Annotated in this window: 17 protein-coding genes and 2 rRNA genes (1 of these 19 only partly in view); 9 read left to right on the plus strand and 10 right to left on the minus strand. The window is 44.7% G+C overall.

Annotated features, from left to right (window positions below; genetic code table 11):
* Position 1: 1 nt before the first annotated feature.
* The 7 genes from FLM48_RS20100 to ampD form a co-directional block, all read right to left on the minus strand.
* Positions 2-4,453, minus strand: coding sequence for an EAL domain-containing protein (locus FLM48_RS20100; protein ID WP_179025905.1), 4,452 nt, complete (start codon positions 4,451-4,453; stop codon positions 2-4).
* Positions 4,454-4,665: 212 nt separating this feature from the next.
* Positions 4,666-6,096 (minus strand): dihydrolipoyl dehydrogenase, encoded by a 1,431-nt coding sequence (gene lpdA / locus FLM48_RS20105; protein WP_028773328.1) that lies wholly within the window; start codon positions 6,094-6,096, stop codon positions 4,666-4,668.
* Positions 6,097-6,235: 139 nt separating this feature from the next.
* The gene (gene aceF / locus FLM48_RS20110; RefSeq protein ID WP_179025906.1) at positions 6,236-8,179 is read right to left on the minus strand and encodes a dihydrolipoyllysine-residue acetyltransferase; all 1,944 of its coding nucleotides are present in this window, start codon (positions 8,177-8,179) and stop codon (positions 6,236-6,238) included.
* 11 nt (positions 8,180-8,190) lie between these two features.
* The gene (gene aceE, locus FLM48_RS20115; RefSeq protein WP_028773326.1) at positions 8,191-10,854 is read right to left on the minus strand and encodes a pyruvate dehydrogenase (acetyl-transferring), homodimeric type; all 2,664 of its coding nucleotides are present in this window, start codon (positions 10,852-10,854) and stop codon (positions 8,191-8,193) included.
* A gap of 72 nt (positions 10,855-10,926) precedes the next feature.
* On the minus strand, positions 10,927-11,679 hold the full coding sequence (gene pdhR, locus FLM48_RS20120) for a pyruvate dehydrogenase complex transcriptional repressor PdhR (protein WP_179025907.1): 753 nt from the start codon (positions 11,677-11,679) through the stop codon (positions 10,927-10,929).
* Positions 11,680-11,930: 251 nt separating this feature from the next.
* Positions 11,931-12,782, minus strand: coding sequence for a beta-lactamase regulator AmpE (ampE, locus tag FLM48_RS20125; protein WP_179025908.1), 852 nt, complete (start codon positions 12,780-12,782; stop codon positions 11,931-11,933).
* 276 nt (positions 12,783-13,058) lie between these two features.
* Positions 13,059-13,616: a 1,6-anhydro-N-acetylmuramyl-L-alanine amidase AmpD gene (ampD, locus tag FLM48_RS20130; protein ID WP_256870987.1), complete on the minus strand. Its 558-nt coding sequence runs from the start codon at positions 13,614-13,616 to the stop codon at positions 13,059-13,061.
* 316 nt (positions 13,617-13,932) lie between these two features.
* Here ampD and nadC point away from each other — a divergent pair, with 316 nt between their 5' ends.
* The 9 genes from nadC (at position 13,933) to mutT (ending at position 22,364) form a co-directional block, all read left to right on the plus strand.
* Positions 13,933-14,817: a carboxylating nicotinate-nucleotide diphosphorylase gene (nadC, locus tag FLM48_RS20135; protein WP_028773322.1), complete on the plus strand. Its 885-nt coding sequence runs from the start codon at positions 13,933-13,935 to the stop codon at positions 14,815-14,817.
* Positions 14,818-15,825: 1,008 nt separating this feature from the next.
* On the plus strand, positions 15,826-16,227 hold the full coding sequence (locus tag FLM48_RS20140) for a prepilin-type N-terminal cleavage/methylation domain-containing protein (RefSeq protein WP_179026445.1): 402 nt from the start codon (positions 15,826-15,828) through the stop codon (positions 16,225-16,227).
* Positions 16,228-16,314: 87 nt separating this feature from the next.
* Complete coding sequence (pilB, locus tag FLM48_RS20145) at positions 16,315-18,021, plus strand: type IV-A pilus assembly ATPase PilB (RefSeq protein WP_179025909.1); 1,707 nt, start codon at positions 16,315-16,317, stop codon at positions 18,019-18,021.
* Positions 18,022-18,082: 61 nt separating this feature from the next.
* Complete coding sequence (locus tag FLM48_RS20150) at positions 18,083-19,342, plus strand: type II secretion system F family protein (protein ID WP_179025910.1); 1,260 nt, start codon at positions 18,083-18,085, stop codon at positions 19,340-19,342.
* An 83-nt stretch (positions 19,343-19,425) separates the two neighbouring features.
* The gene (locus tag FLM48_RS20155; RefSeq protein ID WP_179025911.1) at positions 19,426-20,349 is read left to right on the plus strand and encodes an A24 family peptidase; all 924 of its coding nucleotides are present in this window, start codon (positions 19,426-19,428) and stop codon (positions 20,347-20,349) included.
* A 9-nt stretch (positions 20,350-20,358) separates the two neighbouring features.
* On the plus strand, positions 20,359-20,967 hold the full coding sequence (gene coaE / locus FLM48_RS20160) for a dephospho-CoA kinase (protein ID WP_179025912.1): 609 nt from the start codon (positions 20,359-20,361) through the stop codon (positions 20,965-20,967).
* Between the two features lies 1 nt (position 20,968).
* On the plus strand, positions 20,969-21,703 hold the full coding sequence (zapD, locus tag FLM48_RS20165) for a cell division protein ZapD (RefSeq protein ID WP_179025913.1): 735 nt from the start codon (positions 20,969-20,971) through the stop codon (positions 21,701-21,703).
* A gap of 50 nt (positions 21,704-21,753) precedes the next feature.
* Positions 21,754-21,972 carry a DNA gyrase inhibitor YacG gene (yacG, locus tag FLM48_RS20170; protein ID WP_028773314.1) on the plus strand — a complete coding sequence of 73 codons (219 nt, stop codon included), beginning with the start codon at positions 21,754-21,756 and terminating at the stop codon, positions 21,970-21,972.
* Positions 21,969-22,364 carry an 8-oxo-dGTP diphosphatase MutT gene (gene mutT / locus FLM48_RS20175; RefSeq protein WP_179025914.1) on the plus strand — a complete coding sequence of 132 codons (396 nt, stop codon included), beginning with the start codon at positions 21,969-21,971 and terminating at the stop codon, positions 22,362-22,364. The genes yacG and mutT overlap by 4 nt, the downstream gene beginning before the upstream one ends.
* Before the next feature lie 86 nt (positions 22,365-22,450).
* Here mutT and FLM48_RS22825 read toward each other — a convergent pair whose 3' ends face one another.
* The 3 genes from FLM48_RS22825 to FLM48_RS20185 form a co-directional block, all read right to left on the minus strand.
* On the minus strand, positions 22,451-22,576 hold the full coding sequence (locus FLM48_RS22825) for a hypothetical protein (RefSeq protein ID WP_256870988.1): 126 nt from the start codon (positions 22,574-22,576) through the stop codon (positions 22,451-22,453).
* Between the two features lie 716 nt (positions 22,577-23,292).
* A 5S ribosomal RNA gene (gene rrf, locus FLM48_RS20180) occupies positions 23,293-23,408 on the minus strand.
* Between the two features lie 118 nt (positions 23,409-23,526).
* Positions 23,527-24,461, minus strand: a 23S ribosomal RNA gene (locus FLM48_RS20185); it runs 1,958 nt beyond the window's last position.

Genomic DNA, 24,461 nt, shown 5'->3' on the forward strand with positions numbered 1-24,461 from the left:
ATTACTTGCTTTGCTGGTTGATGTAATCTTCGAAAGCTTTGGCCGGCAAGGGTTTTGAGAAATAATACCCTTGAATAATGTAACAGCCACGGCTAAATACTTGCTCTAGTTGCTCCTGAGTTTCCACGCCCTCAGCAACAACGGTCAACTTTAGGTTTCGTGCAAGCTCAATAATACTGCTGGCAATGGCCTGATCAGCCTCATTGGTGGCAATATCAATCAAGAATGAACGGTCGATTTTCAACGTATTAACGTCAAAGTGACGCAAATAGGCTAAAGAAGAATAGCCAGTACCAAAGTCATCAATGGCGACTTCAATGCCAATTTCACGGAGATCTTTTAAGTGTGATTGAGCAATTTGCAGCTCTTTCATCAACACTCCCTCGGTGATCTCAAAACTCAGTAGCTTAGGCGACAGACCCGTATCAGCAAGGACTCGCTTCACCCCTTGGATAAAATCGGGCTGTCTAAACTGCACCGCAGAAATATTGATAGAGATACAAAAATCCGTCATCAACCCCGATTGCCATTTGGCTGCTTGCTGACACGCTTCTTGTAACACCCAGCGATCAATATCGATAATCAGCCCACACGACTCGGCGACTTTAATAAAGATATCTGGTCGAATATACCCTTCTTGTGGATGCCTCCAGCGCAGCAATGCTTCCATGCCGATGACTTTGTCATCTTTGATGATGTCTATTTGTGGCTGGTAATGCAGTTCAAATTCATTGCGCTCAATGGCTTTGCGTAAATCCGCTTCCAGCTTGAGATGGTATAGTGCTTCGCTGTTTCGCTCTGATGAGAAATACTGAAAATTACCGCGACCTTCTTCTTTAGCGTGGTACATCGCCTGATCGGCATTTTTAATCAGGGTCTCAGGCTGACGTGCATCATCCGGCCATAAACTCACGCCAATACTGGTGGAAATATAGAATTCTCGGCCGTACAGCTCGAAGGGCTTTTCAATCTGCTGCAGCAGTTGCTCACATAAATGGTTTATCTCATCAACACTGTCGACATCGTGCAGTAAGATGACGAATTCATCACCACCAAAACGACATAACGTATGACCATCATCAACACAGGACTGCAATCGATTAGCCGCTTCCACCAGCAGAGCGTCACCCATACTATGACCATATGAATCATTGACGTTTTTGAATCTGTCTAAATCTAAAAATAGCAGCGCGAGCTTTTCGCCATTACGCTCGGCGCGATGAATAGCTTGTGTCAGCCGACTGGAAAACAAAGACCGATTCGTTAAGCCAGTAAGTACGTCATAGTTGGCCAATCTGCGTAAATCGGCCTCGGTACGTTTACGTTCGGTGATATCAGAGAAAACCGCAACGTAATGAGTAATATTGCCTTTCTGATCCAGCATAGTAGAAAGGTTTAACCACACTGGGCAAGCGTGTTTATCGGCACAAATAAACTCACGCTCACCGGTCCACGATACCCCTTGATTAAGCAAGGTCGCCACTTCATCACTCTGACCTTCTCCATCATTAACTAACTGAGAAAAGCTCAGCTCAAGTAACGCACTTTCTGTAAAGCCTAAAATCAACTGCGCGGCCTGATTGGACACTTTAACTTGTTCATTGGCATCTAAAATTAACACCCCCTCAGACGTGTTACCAAATGCTTGCGCCAGTAACTTTGCATCGTCCTCAAGCTTTCTCTTGGCGGTGATATCCGCGTAGATACCCGCAACTTTGAGTACCTCACCGCTTGATGAGTCGACCACAATGGGGCGCCCTCTAACACGTGTCCAGCCCCAGGTTTTGTCCGGTTTTCGGTAGCGATATTCGACATCAAATTTGGCATCAACTTTAGTTAGCAATCGCTGCCAAGCGGCATAGACATGTGCCTTATCTTCAGGGTGGATTGGCAGATTTTCTACATCCAACTTGATATTGCCCGGCGTCGAGGTGAAATGTTCGGTTTGATTTTCTAAAGTAAAGAGTTGACTGTCACTGCGCCACTCCCAAAGCTCAGAATCACTGCCTTTGAGCGACTGCCTAAGTCGCACTTCACTTTCTACTAAGGCGCGATTGACCTTAATAAACGCACTTAGCTGACGCTGACGCGCAATAATGATACCGATACAGATCAGCAAAGAACCGAAAACCAACAACGCCTTAAACCAGGTAGTCTTCCACCATATTTGCTCTACTTTAAAAGGAAAGACATAGGGCTCTTGTGCCCAAATACCATTTTGCTGACTAAGCGCTTCTAAGACATAACCACCGGCATTCAGCTCGGAAATGTTTATCTGCGATTGACCCGAGAGCATGACATACTCTTTATCAAACTCACCATTTTGTTCTCGCAGGCGGTATTTGATGACTAAAGGCTGATCATCGAGGTAGTCCATACTGGTTAGCTGAAAACTGATCATGCTAGCATTGGGTTTAACCACTAAATTGGGCTGTGGTACCAAGTGCATTTCATTATTGTCGGGATACAATACCGACACAGCCTCTAAAAACACCCCATCGTGCGAAAGGCGATTATTCAATTTATCTGGCGCAATTAACATCACGCCATCTGGCGTACCTACATATAACCCTTGGCTTGGTTCATAAAAGTAAGCACCGTCATTGAGCTCATCGCCAAATAGACCATCTTCTTCCTCTAGCACTAAAATATCATCTGTGGCGATCTGTTGACGAATAATCGAGTTAAGACAACCTATCAATCTATAATCCGTTGTCGGTTGAATAAAGTACACGCTGCCGCAATCCACCTGCCAACTATCAGTCAGCGACAGAGATTCACCACTGGCGATGTCATACTCCATTAATCCGGTGGATGCCCCAACCCAGAGCTTATTCTCGCCAATAGATTCAATATAATTTACATCAACCAAACGATCGGGTTCAGAGAAAATATCAAATCGTGACTGGAGTTTACCGTCGTCACCTATAAAACCAAATATTGCCGCCCCTGCAAGCCACAGCTTTCCATCTGCACTACGATGGACGTTGCGTATATCGGGGCGCTCAAACTGCTGTTGTTCACTCGCGAGCGGAAATGCTTGCACGTTCTTCGTGCCCCTATCCCAATAGAATAGTCCACCAGCCGTAGCAAACCACCAACGCTCAGGCATGGTGGGATCACGATAACTGGTATAAACCACTTTGTGCTCAAGCGAGGTATTGCCATCTGTCCAGCTTGCAAAGCGCTGTGACTCAAATGTGTTGATATTAACCGTGAACAAACCATTGGTGGTCGAGAGTAATAAATGCGCTTCATCAAGTTGAGCAATTCTATAAATGCTATCGTTGAGCGCTATCCCCTCGGGAATAATCGTCAAGCTACCCGGCACACCTTGTTCAACCCGTATTAGGCCATTGTCGGTACCGAACCAAAGGTGGTTATCAGTGGCGAAGATTGACCAAATCATTTCGTCACTAAGCTGATAAGGTTTTGAATTAGAAAAACGCTCCAGCAAAAATTCTGGCCGATCGGTGATGACAGCAAGGGATTCGCCTGAGCCACCAACCCAAATCACATTATTGCCATCAATGGCAATGTCATAGATGTAATCAATGTCAGCAATATTTTTAAGCTCATCACTAAAAATTGTCACGACATTGGTGCTCGGTTGCCATTTGATCAACCCTTTACGACTTGCCAACCAGTAGTTACCCTGACTATCTTCGGTCATACGTGAAATGTAATAAGGTAACGACTTTACCGGTGAAAAACCTAATTCAGTGAGGCTTAATTGATACAGCCCGTCACTAGAAGTAAACCATATTTTTCCTTGCTTATCTTGATAAATAGAGCGAATTACCCCCATGGAATCTTGCCACGGTAATACCGCTTCTAGTTCACCTTTTGCACCACGCAATTGCACTTGATGTCCATTGGAGACCAAGATTTTTCCTTGAGGCAAACTTTGTAACTGGTTCCACGGTTGATCTGGTAAGACGGGTAAATAATTGATACTGGTCAGGCTAAGTTTGGCGTAGGAAAACTCAGCCAGCTCGCCATCTTCAAACAGCAATAGCCAGTTATCACCTTGCCGATGCGAGATGCCAGCTAGACTACGGGGTTTATGTTCAGGAAGCAGTGATTGACTGCCAAATTGCAGGAATTGATCGTTAACGATGTCATACAGATAAACATGGGCAAAATTAGCTAACAACAAATGCTCAGCACTTAAGCGCCGGATGGTATATACATGGCCATCACTGATGCGACTGTCCATACCAACCATATCAATACGTCGCACTCGGCTGTTACTAACGCGGTACAAACCTTCTTCTGTAGCTACCCAAGTGTAACCATAGTCATCAAATTCAATATCATTGACGGTGGCATTTACCAGCCCATCGCGCTCGCCAAAAACTCGCTGCACGAGATCAGAGGCTTGCGATGCAGAAAGTGGCATAACCAGCAGTAATAGCAGAATTAATAATTTATGAACTATTGTTATTATCATTTGGCTCTTAACTCATAAACTTATGATTAATGTAGCAGCTCGATACGTTTAATTCACCTGCAATGTTGCGCTATTTTTATACATTGTTAATTGCTACGGGTTTGAACCTAGTTGTCTCAACTTCACCCAAACGTTGAAAAATGGGGAAACAGGATATTATAGGTATAAAAAAAGCGCTCTATGAGCGCTTTTTCAACAACGAATGAGAGAAATTATTTTTTCTTCTTTTTCGCTTTTGGATTGGGTAAATCTGTAATTGAGCCTTCATAAATCTCGGCCGCTAAACCAACAGATTCGTGCAGCGTAGGATGCGCGTGAACTGTTAATGCTAAATCTTCAGCATCACAACCCATCTCAATAGCTAGGCCGATTTCGCCCAGTAGCTCACCACCATTAACGCCAACAATCGCTCCACCAATAACACGGTGAGTCTCTTTATCGAAGATTAACTTAGTCATACCATCTGAGCAGTCAGAGGCAATTGCACGGCCACTTGCCGCCCATGGGAAAGTCGCTGTTTCGTAGGCAACACCTTGCTCTTTCGCTTCTTTCTCAGTTAGACCAACCCACGCTACCTCTGGGTCAGTGTAGGCAATTGATGGAATCACTTTAGGATCGAAGAAGTGCTTCATGCCTGAGATAACTTCGGCAGCAACGTGACCTTCATGCACACCTTTGTGCGCCAACATTGGCTGGCCAACAATATCACCAATCGCATAGATGTTAGGAACATTGGTACGCATCTGCTTATCAACGTTGATGAAACCACGCTCATCAATATTCACACCAGCTTTGTCTGCATCAATTAGCTTACCGTTAGGCGTACGACCAATTGCAACCAATACCGCATCATAGCGTACAGGTTCAGCTGGTGCCTTCTTGCCTTCCATTGAAACGTAGATACCGTCATCTTTTGCTTCAACAGCAGTGACTTTAGTTTCTAAGATTAGGTTGAATTTCTTCTTAATCTTCTTGGTATAAACGCGAACGATATCTTTGTCGGCTGCCGGAATAACCTGATCAAACATCTCAACAACATCAATCTCGCTACCTAGCGATGAGTATACTGTACCCATTTCTAGACCAATGATACCGCCACCCATAACAAGCAGCTTACCTGGCACTTCTTTAAGCTCAAGCGCATCAGTTGAATCCCAAATACGTGGATCTTCATGAGGAATAAATGGCAATTGGATTGGACGAGAACCCGCAGCAATAATCGCGTGTTCAAAGTGAATCACTTTAACACCATCTTCGCCAGCGACTTCAAGCGTATTAGGGCCAGTGAACTTACCTAAGCCGTTAACCACGTCAACTTTACGCATTTTAGACATACCGCCTAAACCGCCTGTTAGCTGACCAATAACGCTAGTTTTAAATTCACGCAGTTTGTCTAAATCAATTTGTGGCTCGCCGAATACCACGCCGTGACTCGCAACAGCTTTGGCTTCTTCAATGACTTTAGACACGTGCAGCAATGCTTTTGATGGGATACAGCCTACGTTTAGACATACACCGCCAAGCGTGCTAAAACGCTCAACAATAACGGTATCTAGACCTAAGTCAGCAGCACGAAAAGCGGCTGAATAGCCCGCAGGACCTGCACCTAAAACTACTACCTGAGTTTTAATTTCGTTACTCATGTTTTCCTCTATTCTTTCTCATTCCGTCGGGAATAGTGTCTGCCCAACGTGTTATGACGCCAGCTTTTTGTAAGGTGGCCGCATTTTAACCTGTCAGTCTTGTAAACAAAAGGCCACTCAACATGAGTAGCCTTCATCATTACAAAATAAGTGTACGTATGTCGGACAGCATACTTGACAGTGTCACGCTAAAGCGTGCTGCCATCGCACCATCAATCACACGATGATCATAAGATAATGATAGTGGCAACATTAGCTTAGGTTCAAAGTCTTTACCATTCCACTTAGGTTTAATCTCGGATTTAGATACACCAAGAATGGCCACATCTGGATAATTAACAATTGGCGTAAACGCTGTACCACCAATGCCACCTAGGCTCGAAATAGTAAAGCAGCTGCCTTGCATATCGGCCGCTTTCAACTTGCCATCACGGGCTTTAACTGAAATTTCCATCAGTTCAGCAGAAAGCTCATGAATGCCTTTCTTGTCGACATCGCGAACAACTGGCACCACTAGGCCGTTAGGCGTATCAACCGCTACACCTATGTGATAGTACTTTTTCTTAATCAGCGATTCACCGTCAGCACTTAAACTCGCGTTAAACACAGGGAACTGCTGCAGTGCTTTCGCTACCGCCTTCATCATAAACACCAACGGCGTGATCTTAATACCCAGCTTTTGCTTGGCAGCCACTTCATTTTGCTGTTTACGGAATGCTTCCATTTCGGTGATATCAGCTTCATCAAACTGAGTTACATGTGGAATCGTCACCCAGTTGCGATGCAAGTTAGGACCAGAAATTTTCTGGATACGCGTCAAAGGTACTTCTTCAACTTCACCAAACTTAGCAAAATCGACTTTCGGTGCTGCAATCACTTGCAAACCACCTTCACCACCACTCACACTCGTTGCTGCTGAGGCTTTAGGACGCGATAACTCATACTTGATGAACGCTTGTACGTCTTCTTTCAAAATACGACCTTTACGGCCTGTACCTTGAACACGACTCAAATCAGCACCAAATTCACGCGCTAAACGACGTACAGCTGGTGAAGCATGTACTGCCCCCGTCTTAGGGGCACTGCCAGCATGTGGATGATGCGGCACTGGTGGTTTTGACGCTGGAGCAGGTGCTGCCGGTGCGCTCGCTTGAGGCGCTGGAGCCGGAGCAGCTGGCGCCGCCGCAACAGGCGCTGAAGATTGCGTTTCTATCGTCGCAATAATGCTGCCTTGCGATACTTTATCGCCTACATTAACTGTTACCGAGACTAGCTTGCCCGCGAAAGGTGCAGGTACTTCCATGGTCGCTTTATCGGTTTCAAGAGTGATGAGGCCGGTATCGACATCGATGTCGTCACCCGCAGCCACCAGCACTTCAATAACATCGACATTCTCTGCATCACCAATGTCAGGTACTGCAATCTCTTTCACTTCTGCTACAGCAGCAGTTGGTGCGGGTGATGCTGTAGCGGCGACTTCAGTTGGGGCTGGCGCGGCAGCCGCTGCACCAGTTTCTAACATGAGTACCAATGAACCCTGTGATACTTTGTCACCAACAACCACTTTAAGCTCTTTAACCACACCTGCTGCAGGCGCCGGTACTTCCATGGTTGCTTTGTCAGTTTCTAAAGTAATCAAGCCAGTATCAACATCAATGCTGTCACCAACAGCAACAAGCACTTCAATGATATCGACATTTTCAGCGTCACCAATATCGGGCACCGTCACTTCAACAACTTGGGTGCCGCTCGCAGCTGGTGCTGCCGGTGCAGGTGCTGCAGCGACAGGAGCTTGAGCAGGTGTTTCAACCGGTGCTGGCGCTTCGGCCGGTGCCGGAGCAGCGGCTTCCGTACTCATCATAGCAATCAAGCTGCCTTCAGACACCGTATCACCAACAGCGACTTTTAGCTCAGCGAGTTTACCGGCAAACGGCGCTGGAATATCCATTGTCGCCTTGTCACTCTCAACCGTAATAATTGACTCTTCGGCATCAAGGTTATCACCTACAGCAGCACAAATTTCAATAACTTGTACTTCATCCCCACCAATATCGGGGACTAAAACTTCTTTTAATTCAGCCATTTTAATTTCCCTTATGCGTATTGTGGGTTGATTTTGTCAACATCAATACCATACTCAGCGATGGCTTTGCTAAGCACATCAACAGGTAGCTCACCACGGTCTACAAGCGACTTAAGCGAAGCGATAACAATAAACTTGGCGTCAACTTCAAAGTGGTGACGTAAGTTCTCACGGCTATCACTGCGGCCGAAACCATCGGTGCCCAGCACTTTGTAATCTGTTGGCACGTAAGCACGTAATTGCTCGCCATATATCTTCATGTAATCGGTGGCAACAATCGCTGGTGCATCTTTTGACAGCACTTCTGCAATATATGGCACTTTAGGCGTCGCAGTCGGGTGCAGCATATTGTAACGCTCGGTTGCTTGACCATCGCGTGTTAGCTCGTTAAAGCTGGTAACACTGAACACGTCTGTTGTGATGCCAAAATCTTTCGATAGTGCTACAGCCGCTTTACGCACTTGCTCCAAAATGGTACCGCTACCCATTAATTGCACAGCACCTTTGCCACTGCCTTTAAGGGTTTCTAGCTTGTAGATACCTTTCACAATGCCTTCTTCACTACCTTCTGGCATGGCAAGCTGTTCGTAGTTCTCGTTCATGGTGGTGAGATAGTAGAAAACATCTTCCTGTTCACCGTACATGCGACGGATACCATCTTGAACAATCACTGCAATCTCATAACCATAAGTCGGGTCATAAGAAATACAGTTCGGAATGGTGTTCGCTAGCACATGGCTGTGACCATCTTGGTGCTGCAGACCTTCACCGTTCAAGGTTGTACGACCTGATGTTCCACCGACCATGAAACCACGTGCACGCATATCACCCGCAGCCCAAGCCATGTCACCGATACGTTGGAAACCAAACATTGAGTAGTAGATGTAGAATGGGATCATTGGGGTATCGTTAACAGAATAACTGGTTGCTGCAGCAACCCACGATGACATTGCACCGAGTTCGTTAATCCCTTCTTGTAAAACCTGGCCAGACTTATCTTCGCGATAGTAAGCCACCTGATCTGAATCTTGTGGTTCGTACTTTTGGCCTTCATGGGCGTATATACCCACTTGACGGAAAAGACCTTCCATACCGAAAGTACGCGCTTCATCAGGAATGATAGGCACGATATTCTTACCGATCTTCTTATCTTTAAGTAGCGCAGTCAGAATACGAACAAATGACATGGTGCTAGAGATTTGACGACCATTAGAGCCTTTAAGCACTGAATCGAAGATCTTCAATGAAGGAACTTCTAGCTCTTCGCTAAACTTCTCAAGACGCTTAGGCATTGCCCCATGTAGCGACTCACGGCGCGCTTTTAGGTACTTAACCTCTTCAGAATCCGCACCTGGGTGGTAATACGGAATATCTTCTAGCTGATCATCACTGATTGGGATGTTAAACCGGTCGCGGAAGTACTTAAGCGAATCAACGCCCATTTTCTTCACGTTATGTGCAATGTTCTTACCTTCACCAGCATCACCCATACCGTAACCTTTTACGGTTTTAGCTAAGATAACCGTTGGGCGACCTTTGGTGTTTTTAGCATGCTGTAGCGCTGCGTAAATTTTCACAGGGTCGTGACCACCACGGTTTAAACGCCAAATGTCATCATCAGACATATTAGCAACCATTTCAGCTGTTTCTGGGTACTTACCAAAGAAGTGTTCACGGGTATACGCACCACCTTTGGCTTTACAGTTTTGGTATTCACCGTCAACCGTTTCTTCCATTAGCTGCAGTAGTTTACCGCTAGTGTCGCGCGCTAATAGTGGGTCCCAATAACGACCCCAAATCACTTTCACAGCTTCCCAGCCGGCACCACGGAATTCACCTTCAAGCTCTTGGATAATCTTACCGTTACCACGAACAGGACCATCAAGGCGCTGCAGGTTACAGTTAACAATAAAGACTAAGTTATCCAACTCTTCACGTGCCGCTAGACCAATCGCACCTAAGGTTTCTGGCTCGTCACACTCACCATCACCTAAGAAGCAATATACGGTTTGCTCAGAACAATCTTTTAAGCCACGGTCAGTTAAGTATTTCAGGAATCGGGCTTGATAGATGGCTTGAATAGGGCCAAGGCCCATAGATACCGTTGGGAACTGCCAGTAATCAGGCATCAGTTTAGGATGTGGGTACGAAGATAAACCTTTACCATCGACTTCTTGACGGAAACCATTCATTTGGTCTTCGCTGATACGTCCTTCTAGGAAAGAGCGTGAGTAAATACCCGGTGCGATGTGACCTTGATAGTAAACTAAATCACCGCCATCTTTCTCATTTGGTGCACGGAAGAAGTGGTTAAAACACACATCGTAGATAGTGGCACTAGAAGCAAAACTAGAAATGTGGCCGCCAAGCTCAAGATCTTTTTTCGAGCCGCGTAATACCATCGCCAAAGCATTCCAACGCACGATAGCGCGAATGCGACGCTCCATTTCTTGGTCGCCAGGCATATGCGGCTCTTGGCCCGCAGGAATGGTATTAAGATAAGCTGTGGTCGCTTTATATGGAAGATGAGTTCCGTTTCGGCGCGCTTTATCAATTAGCTTCTCAAGTAAGTAATGAGCCCGTTCTGGCCCTTCTTGCTCAAGTACAGCTTGTAAAGAATCAACCCACTCTTGGGTTTCCAACGGATCTAAATCTTGTAGCATATGTTCAGACATTTCGCAGTCCTTCCCTATATACAATAGTAATGTTATGAATTAATTATTAAAAACACTGTTCAGCTTAATGGCTTAAACACCGCTTTTTAATCGGCGCAGACTACGCTGCAACCTACTGTCTTCTTCCCGAACCGCCAGCATCACTTCTTCAATGTAACTTAAGTGTTCATTGGAGGCTTCGCGTGCAGCGTCTGGATCACGGCGTACAATCGCTGCCAATAAAGCTCGGCGATGGTCATTGGCCATGGTGGAGGCATCATCTCGACGACTTAGCAACTCCAAGTTCTGCGCCACGTTTTTATGCAGCACAGGTGATAAACTCAATACAAGGTGAAGCATGGCAACATTGTGTGAGGCCTCGGCAACTGCACGATAAAAACGTACAATCGCGGCCGCCTGTTCTTCAATCTCGGCAGCAGCTTCAACTTCTAAGATTTTTTGTTTGATATTTTGCATATCTGCGTCAGTACCGCGCAGCGCAGCAAAATAAGCCATCATCCCCTCAGTGGCATGACGGAATTCCAATAAGTCATATTGGCTTTCAGAATCGCTATGCATTAACTCAACAATGGGATCGGCTAAGCTTTGCCATAGCTGCTCTTTAACATAGGTACCACCGCCTTGACGACGCAGGAGTAAACCTTTTGCTTCGAGCTTTTGGATCGCTTCACGTAATGAAGGACGAGAGACTTCAAACTGGAGTGCCAGTTCACGCTCTGGAGGTAACTTCTGACCAGGCTGCAAACTACCTTCTAATATCATCTGCTCCAGTTGGTTCATAATGACATCAGAAATCTTTGGCTGGTTAATTTTGCTATAAGCCATATGGCCCTCAGCTCCTATTGTAAATTGGTCTTACCAATTTAATTGACTGAGCGCACTTTATCAAATCACATTTCGCTTGTCTAGTTTGTGATCTGCTTCATGTAAACTCACAATCTGTGAGGATAGCTGAATTTATTTCCAAAGGGGTCTGACCATTGCACCTAAAAATGGTTTTAAGCCAATTTAAGTGCAATATCCTGCTGACAAGCTTAAAGCAAGCATGTTGATATGATTCGGGCCGGCATTTATCGTTATGCCACTACACCGAATATTGTCAATAACGACAATACCGTCACTAACAGAATAAAGTTGCGTTTACTGAGCAGTAATAAGCTAAGCGTCGACTGCACACAAACCGGTGCATTTGAAGTTTCTGAAGTCGGTTCAGCCGCTGATGCTACTTGGGTAATAATCGTTTTAGCACTCGCACGCCAATTGAGTGCATGTCGGCGCCACACACCATTAGCACTTGAGAATTGCCCACTTAACACATAACCAAATGCAAATAATCGACTTGGTAACCAATCTAATATGGTTAATAGTTTGGCTACCAAAGGCAGAGGCTCATCTTTTAGCTTGGCGGTATCAGCAAAGTAGCGCACAGTACAATAAAATACGGCACCCGCTGGACCTAAGAAGATTAGAAACAATGCCACCACACCATAAAATCGGTAATTAATCCACGCCACAGTTTGACCGACTTTTGCCCCTAAATCTTTTTCGGAAACCGCTTCGAGAGATTCGTAAGGGTCAAGAGAGTCAGCAAAATGATAACAAGCCTGGCGATCACCACGACAAGCAGCCTGCATATACTGCTTAAACACTTTGCGTTGACTTAAGTGGCTAAAGCACAAAATCGCGACCACAACCCAAATAAGCAGGCTGACAAAGCCAAACATCATTCCCATAACAGCCCAACTAAGTACTTGCACCGCTAACGCAGGAAAAATCAGTGCCAGCGCCATCATCACATCTGACTTAAGCTGTTTATGGCCAAAAAGCTGTTTAGTATAAAGCGCGAGAATCGACTCAAACTGCCACGCAGCTGGCAGCAGTTTTAATCGCTCAACCATAATGGCAATCAATAACGAAAATAACGCCATACCGCCTAATCCTTATTTTAGGTCAATCAACATTGACAGTTTACGGCTAATCTAGCAGATCAACAAAACTATTTTATGACAACCACTTGCCTTAACTGGCATCAAGTGCCGCAACCGATGGACTTACACCAAAAACACCTCGAAATCGATGTAATGTTACTTTTCATTGCCATAAGCATAGTTAACAACTCGGCGATATCATAGGCAGAGGGATCGCTAAACTAACAATTAGCCAATCACACTTGCCTGATATCATAAACAGTTAAGTCCAGGGGGTTATGAGCTGCTAATGTCAGCCAGGTAACGCGGCCAATCAAAACTTTCGCCAGGGTCGGTCTTTCGCCCTGGGGCAATATCACTGTGCCCAACCACCTTAGAAGCATCAAGCTCAGGATAATAGTCGAATAAGGCGAAGCTTAACTTCGCTAGCTGCTGGTATTGCACCTCTTCATAAGCTTGCGTGTCAGTCCCCTCTAGCTCAATACCAATGGCAAAATCATTACAACCTGTACGACCTTGATACTCTGAAACACCGGCGTGCCAAGCACGATCATCACAACTGACATACTGCACAATTTCGCCATCACGACGAATAAGAAAATGAGCGGACACTTCCAGCCCAGCTAGGTCGGTAAAACTGGCGTCAGCTTCGACATCCAAACAGCCTTGAAATAGCTGATCAATGTGCGGTAACCCAAAACACCCTGCCGGCAAACTAATATTATGGATAACCAACAAGCTAACTTCTTTATTGGGGCGGAGATTAAAATGAGGCGAGATACAACGCCGACTTGATTGCATCCAACCTTGATTAATTAACATCTTTGCCGACATAACTTCCGTTCCATACTCTAATTAATAGGTTGCGAAATAATCACCAGCCCGCTTAAACGTTCATCACAAAAGAGCGCTGTAGCTGTAACCCAAGGCCTATTTGTTCAGCGCTTTAAATCAACCATTTTCGCTTAAGTCACGATCAACCATCTAAGCAAACACTGATGCAACTATTCTGCGTGATATATAGCAAAGAAGCACCTGCTTTTTTGCCATCGAATTTGCTACCATAAATAAAAGAACTAGCACTCCTGGTCAGCCATTTTCACCAAATAGACCACCATGGAGTATATGCATTTTGCAGAGGATAACTGAGATGCTAGAAAATGATATTCGACTCGCTGTTAAAACCGCTTTAGAAGAAGACTTAGGTTACAGTGCTGATGCCAACTTAAGTAGTAGCGACAAATTAAAGGCCGATATAACCGCACAGCTTATTCCTGCTGACAAATATGCAAGTGCAAGCTTGATCACCCGCGAAGATGGGGTTTTTTGTGGCAAAGCATGGGCTGAGCAAGTCTTTAATCAATTAGGTGGCGATGTGGCTTTGCACTGGCATGTCGATGACGGCGACTTATTAGTCGCTAATCAAGTGCTATGTGAGCTATCAGGTCCCGCACAAGCCATCTTAACGGGCGAGCGCACAGCAATGAACTTTATTCAAACGCTGTCGGGAGTCGCTACGCTAACTAAGCACTATGTTGACCATATCGCTGATACCCACACTAAGCTACTCGATACCCGCAAAACTATTCCGGGATTACGCACTGCACAAAAGTACGCTGTTACCTGCGGCGGCGGTAAGAACCATCGTATTGGTTTGTTTGACGCCTTTTTAATTAAAGAAAACCATATTATGGCTGCAGGCTCTATTGCCAATGCCGTTAATGCTGCACGGCAATTAGATAACACTAAACCCGTTGAAGTAGAAGTGGAGAGCATCGCCGAGCTTAAGCAAGCCATTGAAGCAGGCAGTGATATCGTCATGCTTGATAATTTTGATGTCACTATGATGCTCGACGCTGTTGAACTCAACCAAAGCTTCGAGGCCGCACAACAGGTTAAATTAGAAGTGTCTGGTAATGTCACTATAGATACCATTAATGACTTTGCCAAAACTGGGGTCGACTATATCTCTGTAGGCGCGTTAACTAAACATGTAAAAGCCCTCGACTTGTCGCTACGTTTAAAGTCTGAGTAATCACGGCGATGCCGATACAACTTAGTTGACACGTGGTGTAATAGATTACAAGGCTGCAATTCAACATGAAATGCAGCCTTGATATTTTTGGCCGTTTAAAAGAACAAACCATTAACCGCAAGTAAGCGTTACATCAAGCGCTCTCAAACTGTAGCAATCCTCCCACCCAATCATACATCACAAACCGTTAACACATTATTTAGCATAGTCATCTGCAGGCGATATTTTAAACAGCAAATTATCGCCTGAATATTGACACATAGAGCATATTTGCCAGTAAAACGATCACCGTCATTAAAATGTTAGAACTTTTTTAACATTTTTAAGCGAGTTTTAGACAAATTTACTAATAAATTAATACTTTGTTGCTTTTCGGTGTTCCATTTACATTAACTTTGTACTAACTTTGAACCTAGGCGAGATGGCCATTTCGGCCAACTCACCATGAAGGTAGACAGTTGTACTTTCATCAATCAGGAATGCTGATAGGGCTGATTACATTACTTTAACAATAATAATCGTAATGACATCATCAGTTCTGTTACAGGTAAAAGCAATTAAGCCGCTTTTAGCAAAAGGCAGTCCAATGTGCCCTGGCAGATAAGGAAGCTTCAATAGCCCTATAACAGCCAACACTAGATGAATTAACCCATTGGTGCAGTTTGCCGAAAAGAACAAGGTCATCGATGTAGCAAGCCAATATAAATGGGGCGCTACAAACTGTATTGCAGACTCGAGCAACTTTGTTGAACCATGGCTTTAAGAAGCAAAAGTTTTTAAAGCCACAAATTATTTACTATAGTTATTTGATAGCGATAGCGACACAGCCCAAGGACAATCAGGCAGGAGCCACCTAGTCATACCATGCAACAATGGTAGCTAGACTAGCGAAAACTTGGATTAACAAGTGATATAGCATCTATCATTTGCATAACCAGGTGAAAAGTTGAGTCAACATACTGTCATACGGAGAGAGATAGCATGAAAGGTATTCAATTAAACAAGCAAATGAACAACGCTAAGGGTTTCACCCTTATTGAATTGATGATCGTGGTAGCGATTATCGGTATTTTGGCAGCGATTGCATTGCCTGCGTATAAAGATTATGTTGTATCTGCTGAAGGTGGCGCTGCAATGAAAGGGTTAAGTGCTTTTTCTCAAAAAGCACAGACTTGTATTCAAACCGGAGTTGGTTGCGATACGATTTCAGGTGAAGTTACTAAAAATTCAAAGCTTTCTTTAGCCGGAACTCCAGCGATAAACGCAGCTGATGTTGTTCTTACTTGGGATGATAACACATGCGATATGACGGCAACATTTGATGCTGTTGGTGGCGTGGTTTATGCGGTTACAACTACCGGAACTGATGGCGATAAGTGTAAAAAAGGCGCCGGTCTCCCAACTTCATAGTAGTATAAAAAGTTAGCAGTAAAGAGCTAATTGGGCAGTATAGAGTGCCTAATTAGCTTTCTTCCAAATCGAAGAGTTAATTTTATAATGCCAACCAGTGGTTTACACCTTGGACTTTCAACACTATTTATTCGCAAGCAACTCCTCAGCGAAGAACAGATCGCAACTGCGATAGCCAAGTCTCGCCACTCTAAACTCTCTTTAGTGTCTACCATTGTCAGTGAAAAACTGATATCTGCTCGTGCAATTGCTGAACTCTGCTATGAAGAATATGGTACCCCGCTTCTGGATCTCGATGAGTTTGACGTTCAAAGTATTCCGGAAGATTTTCTTAACAAAAAGCTGATAGAAAAACATAAATGCTTACCGCTGTTTAAACGCGGCAATCGTTTATATATTGGTACCTCCGATCCCACCAATATTGCAGCGCTAGAGGACTTTCAATTTAGTGCAGGTCTGCATGCTGAAGCTATTTTAGTTGAAGATGACAAGCTAAGCTCCGCGCTGGAAAAAGTGCTTGAAGAAGATATTAGTGCGCTGGATTTAGACGGCATTGATGATGCTTCTCTTGCCGATATTGAAGTCACCGATACCGATAAGCGAGAGGACGACCAAAAAGCCGATAGTGACGACGCCCCTATCGTTATCTATATCAATAAAATTCTTACCGATGCCATTCGTAAAGGTGCGTCAGATTTGCATTTTGAGCCCTACGAAAAGCGTTATCGTATCCGTTTCCGCATTGATGGTATTTTACATGAGGTTTCAGAACCCCCAGTTAATTTAAGCGGCCGTATTTCTGCGCGCTTAAAGGTAATGTCAAAACTTGATATTGCTGAGCGCCGGGTACCGCAAGATGGCCGCATTAAAATGAAGCTATCACGTACCAAGTCTATCGATTTTCGTGTCAGCACCTTGCCGACAATCTGGGGCGAAAAGATCGTAATGCGTATTTTGGACTCCTCTTCTGCGCAGCTTGGCATTGAAAAGCTCGGCTATGAGGATGACCAACGTGCTTTGTATGAGGAAATGTTGGCCAAACCCCAAGGGATGATATTAGTTACAGGCCCCACAGGTTCAGGTAAAACCGTATCACTCTATACAGGGCTAAATATCCTCAATACCGAAGCTCGTAATATCTCTACTGCAGAAGACCCAGTCGAAATTAACTTAGAGGGTGTGAATCAGGTCCATATTAACTTGAAAGCAGGTCTTACCTTCGCATCTGCGTTGCGCTCTTTTTTACGTCAAGATCCCGATGTAGTGATGGTCGGGGAAATCCGTGATTTAGAAACTGCCGAAATCGCCATTAAGGCCGCACAAACTGGTCACTTAGTACTGTCCACACTGCATACTAATTCAGCTTCAGAAACGTTAACTCGTTTGGTCAATATGGGCGTGCCGGGATATAACATTGCCAGCTCAGTTAACTTAATTATTGCTCAGCGTCTGGCTCGTAGACTTTGCCCTGAATGCAAACAAGCCGAAGATGTGCCAGAGCATGAACTTAAAGCGCTAGGATTTAATGATACGCAAATCGGTGAAGGCTTTACTATATTTAAACCTAAAGGTTGCGATCATTGTTCTGGTGGCTATAAAGGGCGAGTGGGTATATACGAAGTAATGAAAATGTCAGATGAGATTGCCCGCACCATTATGGAAGGTGGTAACTCTTTGCAAATCGCTAACCAAGCGAAAGATCAAGGTATGCGTGACTTGCGTGATTCAGGATTGTTAAAAGTCATTCACGGTGTCACTAGCATCGCTGAAATTAATCGTGTCACCAGTTTCTAAATTTAAAAATGGCAAAATAAACGTACCTAAACATTGAAATAATTACTTTCAAGGAATCGTAATGGCGACAGCTACTGCAATAAAAAAATCAAAAAAAGCCGCCAAAAATCAACCTAAAGTCATCACCTATGAGTGGAAAGGTACCAACCGTGATGGCAAAAAAACCTCTGGAGAACTTCGCGGCGTTACAGTAGCAGAAATAAAAAGCCAACTTAAGTCCCAAGGTGTGAACCCGAAGTTGGTGAGGAAGAAGGCTAGTCCACTATTTAAGCTAGGCGATCCTAAAATCAAAGCGATGGATATCGCGATGATCACCCGTCAAATAGCGACCATGTTAGCAGCGGGTGTACCACTGGTGACTACCATTGAAATGCTCGGTCGTGGCCATGAAAAAGTGAAAATGCGTGAATTACTGGCGACTATTCTCAATGAAGTACAAGCCGGTATCCCATTATCGGACGCGCTACGACCTCACAGGCAGTATTTTGATGACCTTTATGTCGATTTGGTCGCAGCTGGTGAACACTCAGGCTCTCTCGATGCGGTATTTGATCGTATAGCAACGTACCGTGAAAAAGCTGAAGCACTTAAATCAAAAATTAAGAAGGCGATGTTTTACCCGGCTGCAGTTGTTTTGGTGGCAATTGGTGTTACTAGCTTATTATTGCTATTCGTAGTACCACAGTTTGAAGAAATTTTTGCAGGATTTGGCGCTGAGCTACCAGCCTTTACTCAATTAGTCATTAAAATATCCGAGTGGCTACAAGCCTCTTGGTATATCTTTTTGGCTGCTATTATTGTTGGTGTGTTTTTGTTTGTTCGCACGCACCGCAACTCGCAGAAATTTCGCGACCAAATTGATACCTTGGTATTAAAAATTCCAGCAGTGGGTCCCATACTACATAAAGCTGCCATGGCGCGTTTTGCTCGCACATTAGCTACGACTTTTGCTGCGGGTGTACCTTTAATTGAGGGGTTAGAGTCTGCAGCAGGTGCATCGGGAAACTACATTTATCGTAGCGCCTTACTCAAAGTTCGGGAGGAAGTAATGGCTGGTATGCAGATGAATGTCGCTATGCGCACCACTGGGATATTTCCGGACATGTTAATTCAAATGGTGATGATTGGTGAAGAGTCAGGCGGTCTCGATGAAATGCTCAACAAAGTCGCCAATATATACGAAATGCAAGTCGATGATGCCGTAGATGGTCTCTCTAGCTTAATTGAACCTATCATGATGGTCGTTATAGGCACTATTGTTGGCGGATTAATTGTCGCTATGTATTTGCCAATTTTTGAAATGGGCAAAGTCGTAGGCTAAATATCAAGAGCAAGTTCCCTTTACCTGTCCTTTGCTGTGATAAAGTACAGGTATAACTGAAAACAAAAAATATAATTAATATAATGAACTCTTTGTTAATACAATTCCAATCCACCATGCTTGAACTACCATGGCTATTCATCTCACTTGCCTTTGTCTTTGCCGCCACTATCGGTAGCTTTCTCAATGTCGTGATACATCGTTTACCAGTGATGATGAAACGTGAGTGGCAGCAAGAGTGTAATCAGTACCTTAATGAGTATCACCAAGAGCTCATTGCCCCGATTGCCAAGAAACTCGGTAAGCCGCTTGATAATTACCCTGAAAAATATAATTTGGTTGTTCCTGTTTCTGCCTGCCCAAAATGTAAAACCAATATTAAACCTTGGCACAATTTACCTATATTGGGTTGGCTACTGCTACAAGGAAAGTGCGCCAGTTGCGACGCCCCTATTTCAGCCCGTTATCCAGTATTCGAATTGTTTACAGGAGCTATGGTGGCAACATTGGCTTGGCACTTTGGGCCAAGCTTACAATTTGCAATGGCCGCACTACTCACTTTTGCTCTAGTCGCGCTAACAGGTATCGATCTAGATGAGATGCTATTGCCTGATCAAATCACTATGCCGCTGTTATGGCTTGGTTTAATCATCAACATTAATGGCTTGTTCACTCCATTGACCGACGCTTTGATAGGCGCTGTAGCTGGCTACTTAAGCCTGTGGAGTGTCTACTGGCTTTTTAAAATAGCGACCGGTAAAGAAGGTATGGGGTATGGTGACTTTAAACTCATGGCAGTGTTTGGCGCTTGGCTAGGTTCGCAAATGTTACCTCTAATCATTCTGCTATCTTCTCTAGTGGGGGCTATCGTCGGCATTATGCTAATCATTAACAAAAAATTGAATAGTGGTAATCCTATCCCTTTTGGTCCCTATATTGCGGCTGCAGGTTGGATAGCACTCCTTTGGGGCGAGCCTATCGTCAATGCATACCTTGCTAGTTTGTAGGTGCCAGTTATGGACAAGTTAGTTATCGGCTTAACTGGCGGCATTGGCAGCGGCAAAACTACTGTAGCTAACCTTTTTGCGGCTAAAGGTATTGAGCTAGTTGATGCTGATGTTGTGGCTCGTGAAGTCGTCGCTCCAAATACTCAAGGCCTTAAGCAGATCGCCGCTCATTTTGGAAAAAAAGTGCTATTAAGCAACGGAGAATTAGACAGAAAAGCACTAAGAGAATTAGTTTTCAACCATCCTGACGAGCGACAGTGGTTAAATGAGCTGCTACATCCAATTATACGCAGTGAAATGCTACAGCAACTAAAACAAACACACTCTGACTATGCTATTTTAGTCGTGCCCTTGCTATTTGAAAACGGTTTAGATAGGTTAGTTCATTACACTTTACTGATTGATATTTCACCAGAAGAACAAACTAAGCGCGTGATTGACAGGGATATGGTTAGCGCTGAGCAAGTTAAAAATATAATAGGCAGCCAAGCTTCTCGGGCTGAAAAACTGTCAAAAGCTGATGATGTCATCGACAATCATGGAACCCAATCGGCATTAATAAAACAAGTAGATAGACTACATCAAAAATACTTAAAATTAGCCGAAAACCATAAATGACATGACCCAATTAACCTACGAACAGCCACTAAATGAAAAAACTCGTAGTTATTTGCGATTAGAATACCTAGCCCAGCAGCTAGAGGCTAATCTTGCCCATGATCATCAGCACCGCTGTTTTTATCCCCTTTTTTCATTATGCGAACTTACTGAACGTTGTGACTATCGCAGTGAAATAATTAAAGACATCGATAAGCAGTTAATCAGTTTGTCCAAGTGGCTTTCGTTACCGCATATTGATGCAGACAAAGCAGATGACTATATCCTTAGGCTTAAGTTAGCAAGAGAGCGACTACTCAACTGTAGTAGGCCAGGACAAACTCTAAAGCAAAACCGATTTCTAGCAGCACTCAGGCAGAGATTTAATATGCCGGGAGCTTGCTGTAATTTTGATTTACCACAGCTACACTATTGGCTAGCAAAGCCATGGGAAATACGCCAACAAGAATATGCCGCCTGGTCTACGACTTTCGACTGTTTGCTCACTCCAATAAAACTTCTATTAGATTTAACTCGACAAACCACGCAATATCATCAGGCAACTGCTGAAGCAGGGTTTTATCAGGGTGATAGCCCGCAGGCACTATCTCTTATTAGAGTAAAGATAGATGCTCAACAAGGTTGTTACCCCACTATTAGCGGACACAAAAACCGTTATGCAATCCATTTTGTTCAATTTGAACAACAAAAACATTCTGATCAAGCAATCGAGTTTCAATTGGCAACCTGCGGTTAAAGTCAGTACCATACTCACCACAATTTAAATAACCGTTTGGGATTGCTGCTATGCCAACACAAGTTAACTGTCCTACTTGTGACAAGCTCGTTTTATGGACTGCCGAGTCAAAATTTAAGCCATTTTGTAGTGACCGCTGTAAATTGATTGATTTAGGTGATTGGGCTGCAGAGAAACATACCATTCCAGTAAAGCCAGAATTCGATCCTGAAGCCTTAGATACCCTAGGATATGATGAAGCGGATTTCTTTAAGGATGAAAAAGAATGAAGCGTATCCACGTTGCTGTAGCCGTTATTCTCAATGAACACAAACAGATACTCATCGCCAAAAGACATGCTCACATGCATCAAGGTGGGAAGTGGGAATTCCCTGGTGGAAAAGTAGAGCAGAAAGAAACCACCGAACAAGCACTTAGTAGGGAAATCAATGAAGAGATTAATATCTACATCAATGGCTCAACGCCCCTAATGACGATTTCCCATGATTATAGCGATAAACAAGTACTACTAGATATTCACACCGTTACTGACTTTACTGGCACTCCAGAGGGCCGTGAAGGACAATTGATACAATGGGTCAGTGTCGATGCATTAGCAAGCATTGACTTCCCTGATGCCAATCAACCAATCGTCGCCAAGCTTGAACAACTGCTCAGCTAGCACAGCCCCAATAGCAGAAATAACTTAGATAATAAGAAGCAGCGTTTACATACTCACACTGCGTTGCTAGCTCCCACTAATACCACCTATGAACACTCAACGTTAACTAGGTAGTAGCCGGTGATGACCGCTTCAGACTCTGGGTGATGCATCGCATCCACTTGCTTAAGTGAATAAGCCACTTGACATAAATACTGGCACATTCGAGCCATTAGCTAGCCTATTTTACTATGCGCCAAACGCAACGCCTCTCAAACCCACCCATAGCATTCGAGAATAAGTAATTGCTCAGTTAATTTAACGCCTGGAAATGAGCTACTCGGTTCGCGCAGCGAACACATGGGGGCGAAGAAGCCCTGCTTTGGAGGTAACGCATTCAAGGGCTTGGAAGCTTAGTGACTTGTTACGAAGCTGGATGCGAGGCACACGGCCTTTCCTTGGCATCCATGCCATCAAGGCATTTGTTAGTCCTAAACATCAGATTTGCCGAATGCCAGAAACGCATGGACGCAGTTTCTGGCCAAGCTCAGCGACGGGGTGACGTAGGGAGTAGGTATTGCACACACGTGCTTAAGTGGATAAGCCACCTAATATAAATACTGGCTCTTCGGAGCCATTAACTAGCCTATTTCACTATGCTCCAAACGCAACGCCTCTCAATCCCACCCATAGCATTCGAGAATAAGTAATTGCTCAGTTAACTTAACGCCTGGAAATGACCTACTCGGTTCGCGCAGCGAACACATGGGGGCGAAGAAGCCCTGCTTTGGATGCAACGCATTCAAGGGCTTTGAAGCGCGAGTAACTTGTTACGAAGCTGGAGAGCCCGCTCAGCGGCGGGGCGACGTCGAGGGTAAGTAATTTCGCGAAGCGCATATACGAAAAAAGCCCTAGCGTTTTCTGCTAGGGCTTTTTTCGTGTATTTGGCGTCTGGAAATGACCTACTCTCACATGGGGAGACCCCACACTACCATCGGCGCAATTGCGTTTCACTTCTGAGTTCGGGATGGGATCAGGTGGGACCACAATGCTATGGTTTCCAGACAAATTGGGTACAATTTAGAAAGCTAATTATTTACGCCCTATTCAGGCTAAGTCCACTTCAATCAAGTGTTTGTATTCTTCTGTAAGTTTCACCACCAGTAAAACCCATTAGGGTTGTATGGTTAAGCCTCACGAGTCATTAGTACATGTTAGCTCAACGCCTCACAACGCTTACACACCATGCCTATCAACGTCCTAGTCTCGAACGGCTCTTTAGAGGAATTAAATTCCTAGGGATGACTCATCTTAGGACTCGCTTCCCGCTTAGATGCTTTCAGCGGTTATCGATTCCGAACGTAGCTACCGGGCAATGCTATTGGCATAACAACCCGAACACCAGCGGTTCGTCCACTCCGGTCCTCTCGTACTAGGAGCAGCTTCCTTCAATCATCCAACGCCCACGGCAGATAGGGACCGAACTGTCTCACGACGTTCTGAACCCAGCTCGCGTACCACTTTAAATGGCGAACAGCCATACCCTTGGGACCGACTTCAGCCCCAGGATGTGATGAGCCGACATCGAGGTGCCAAACACCGCCGTCGATATGAACTCTTGGGCGGTATCAGCCTGTTATCCCCGGAGTACCTTTTATCCGTTGAGCGATGGCCCTTCCATTCAGAACCACCGGATCACTATGACCTGCTTTCGCACCTGCTCGACGTGTATGTCTCGCAGTTAAGCTGGCTTATGCCATTGCACTAACCGTACGATGTCCGACCGTACTTAGCCAACCTTCGTGCTCCTCCGTTACTCTTTGGGAGGAGACCGCCCCAGTCAAACTACCCACCAGGCACTGTCCTCAACCCCGATTCAGGGGCCAGAGTTAGAACATCAACACTACAAGGGTGGTATTTCAAGGTTGACTCCACAAGAACTGGCGTTCCTGCTTCAAAGTCTCCCACCTATCCTACACATGTAGGGTCAATGTTCAGTGCCAAGCTATAGTAAAGGTTCACGGGGTCTTTCCGTCTAGCCGCGGGTATACGGCATCTTCACCGCAATTTCAACTTCACTGAGTCTCGGCTGGAGACAGCGTGGCCATCATTACGCCA

The sequence above is a fragment of the Shewanella sp. Scap07 genome (assembly GCF_013394145.1).
Taxonomy (GTDB): domain Bacteria; phylum Pseudomonadota; class Gammaproteobacteria; order Enterobacterales; family Shewanellaceae; genus Shewanella; species Shewanella waksmanii.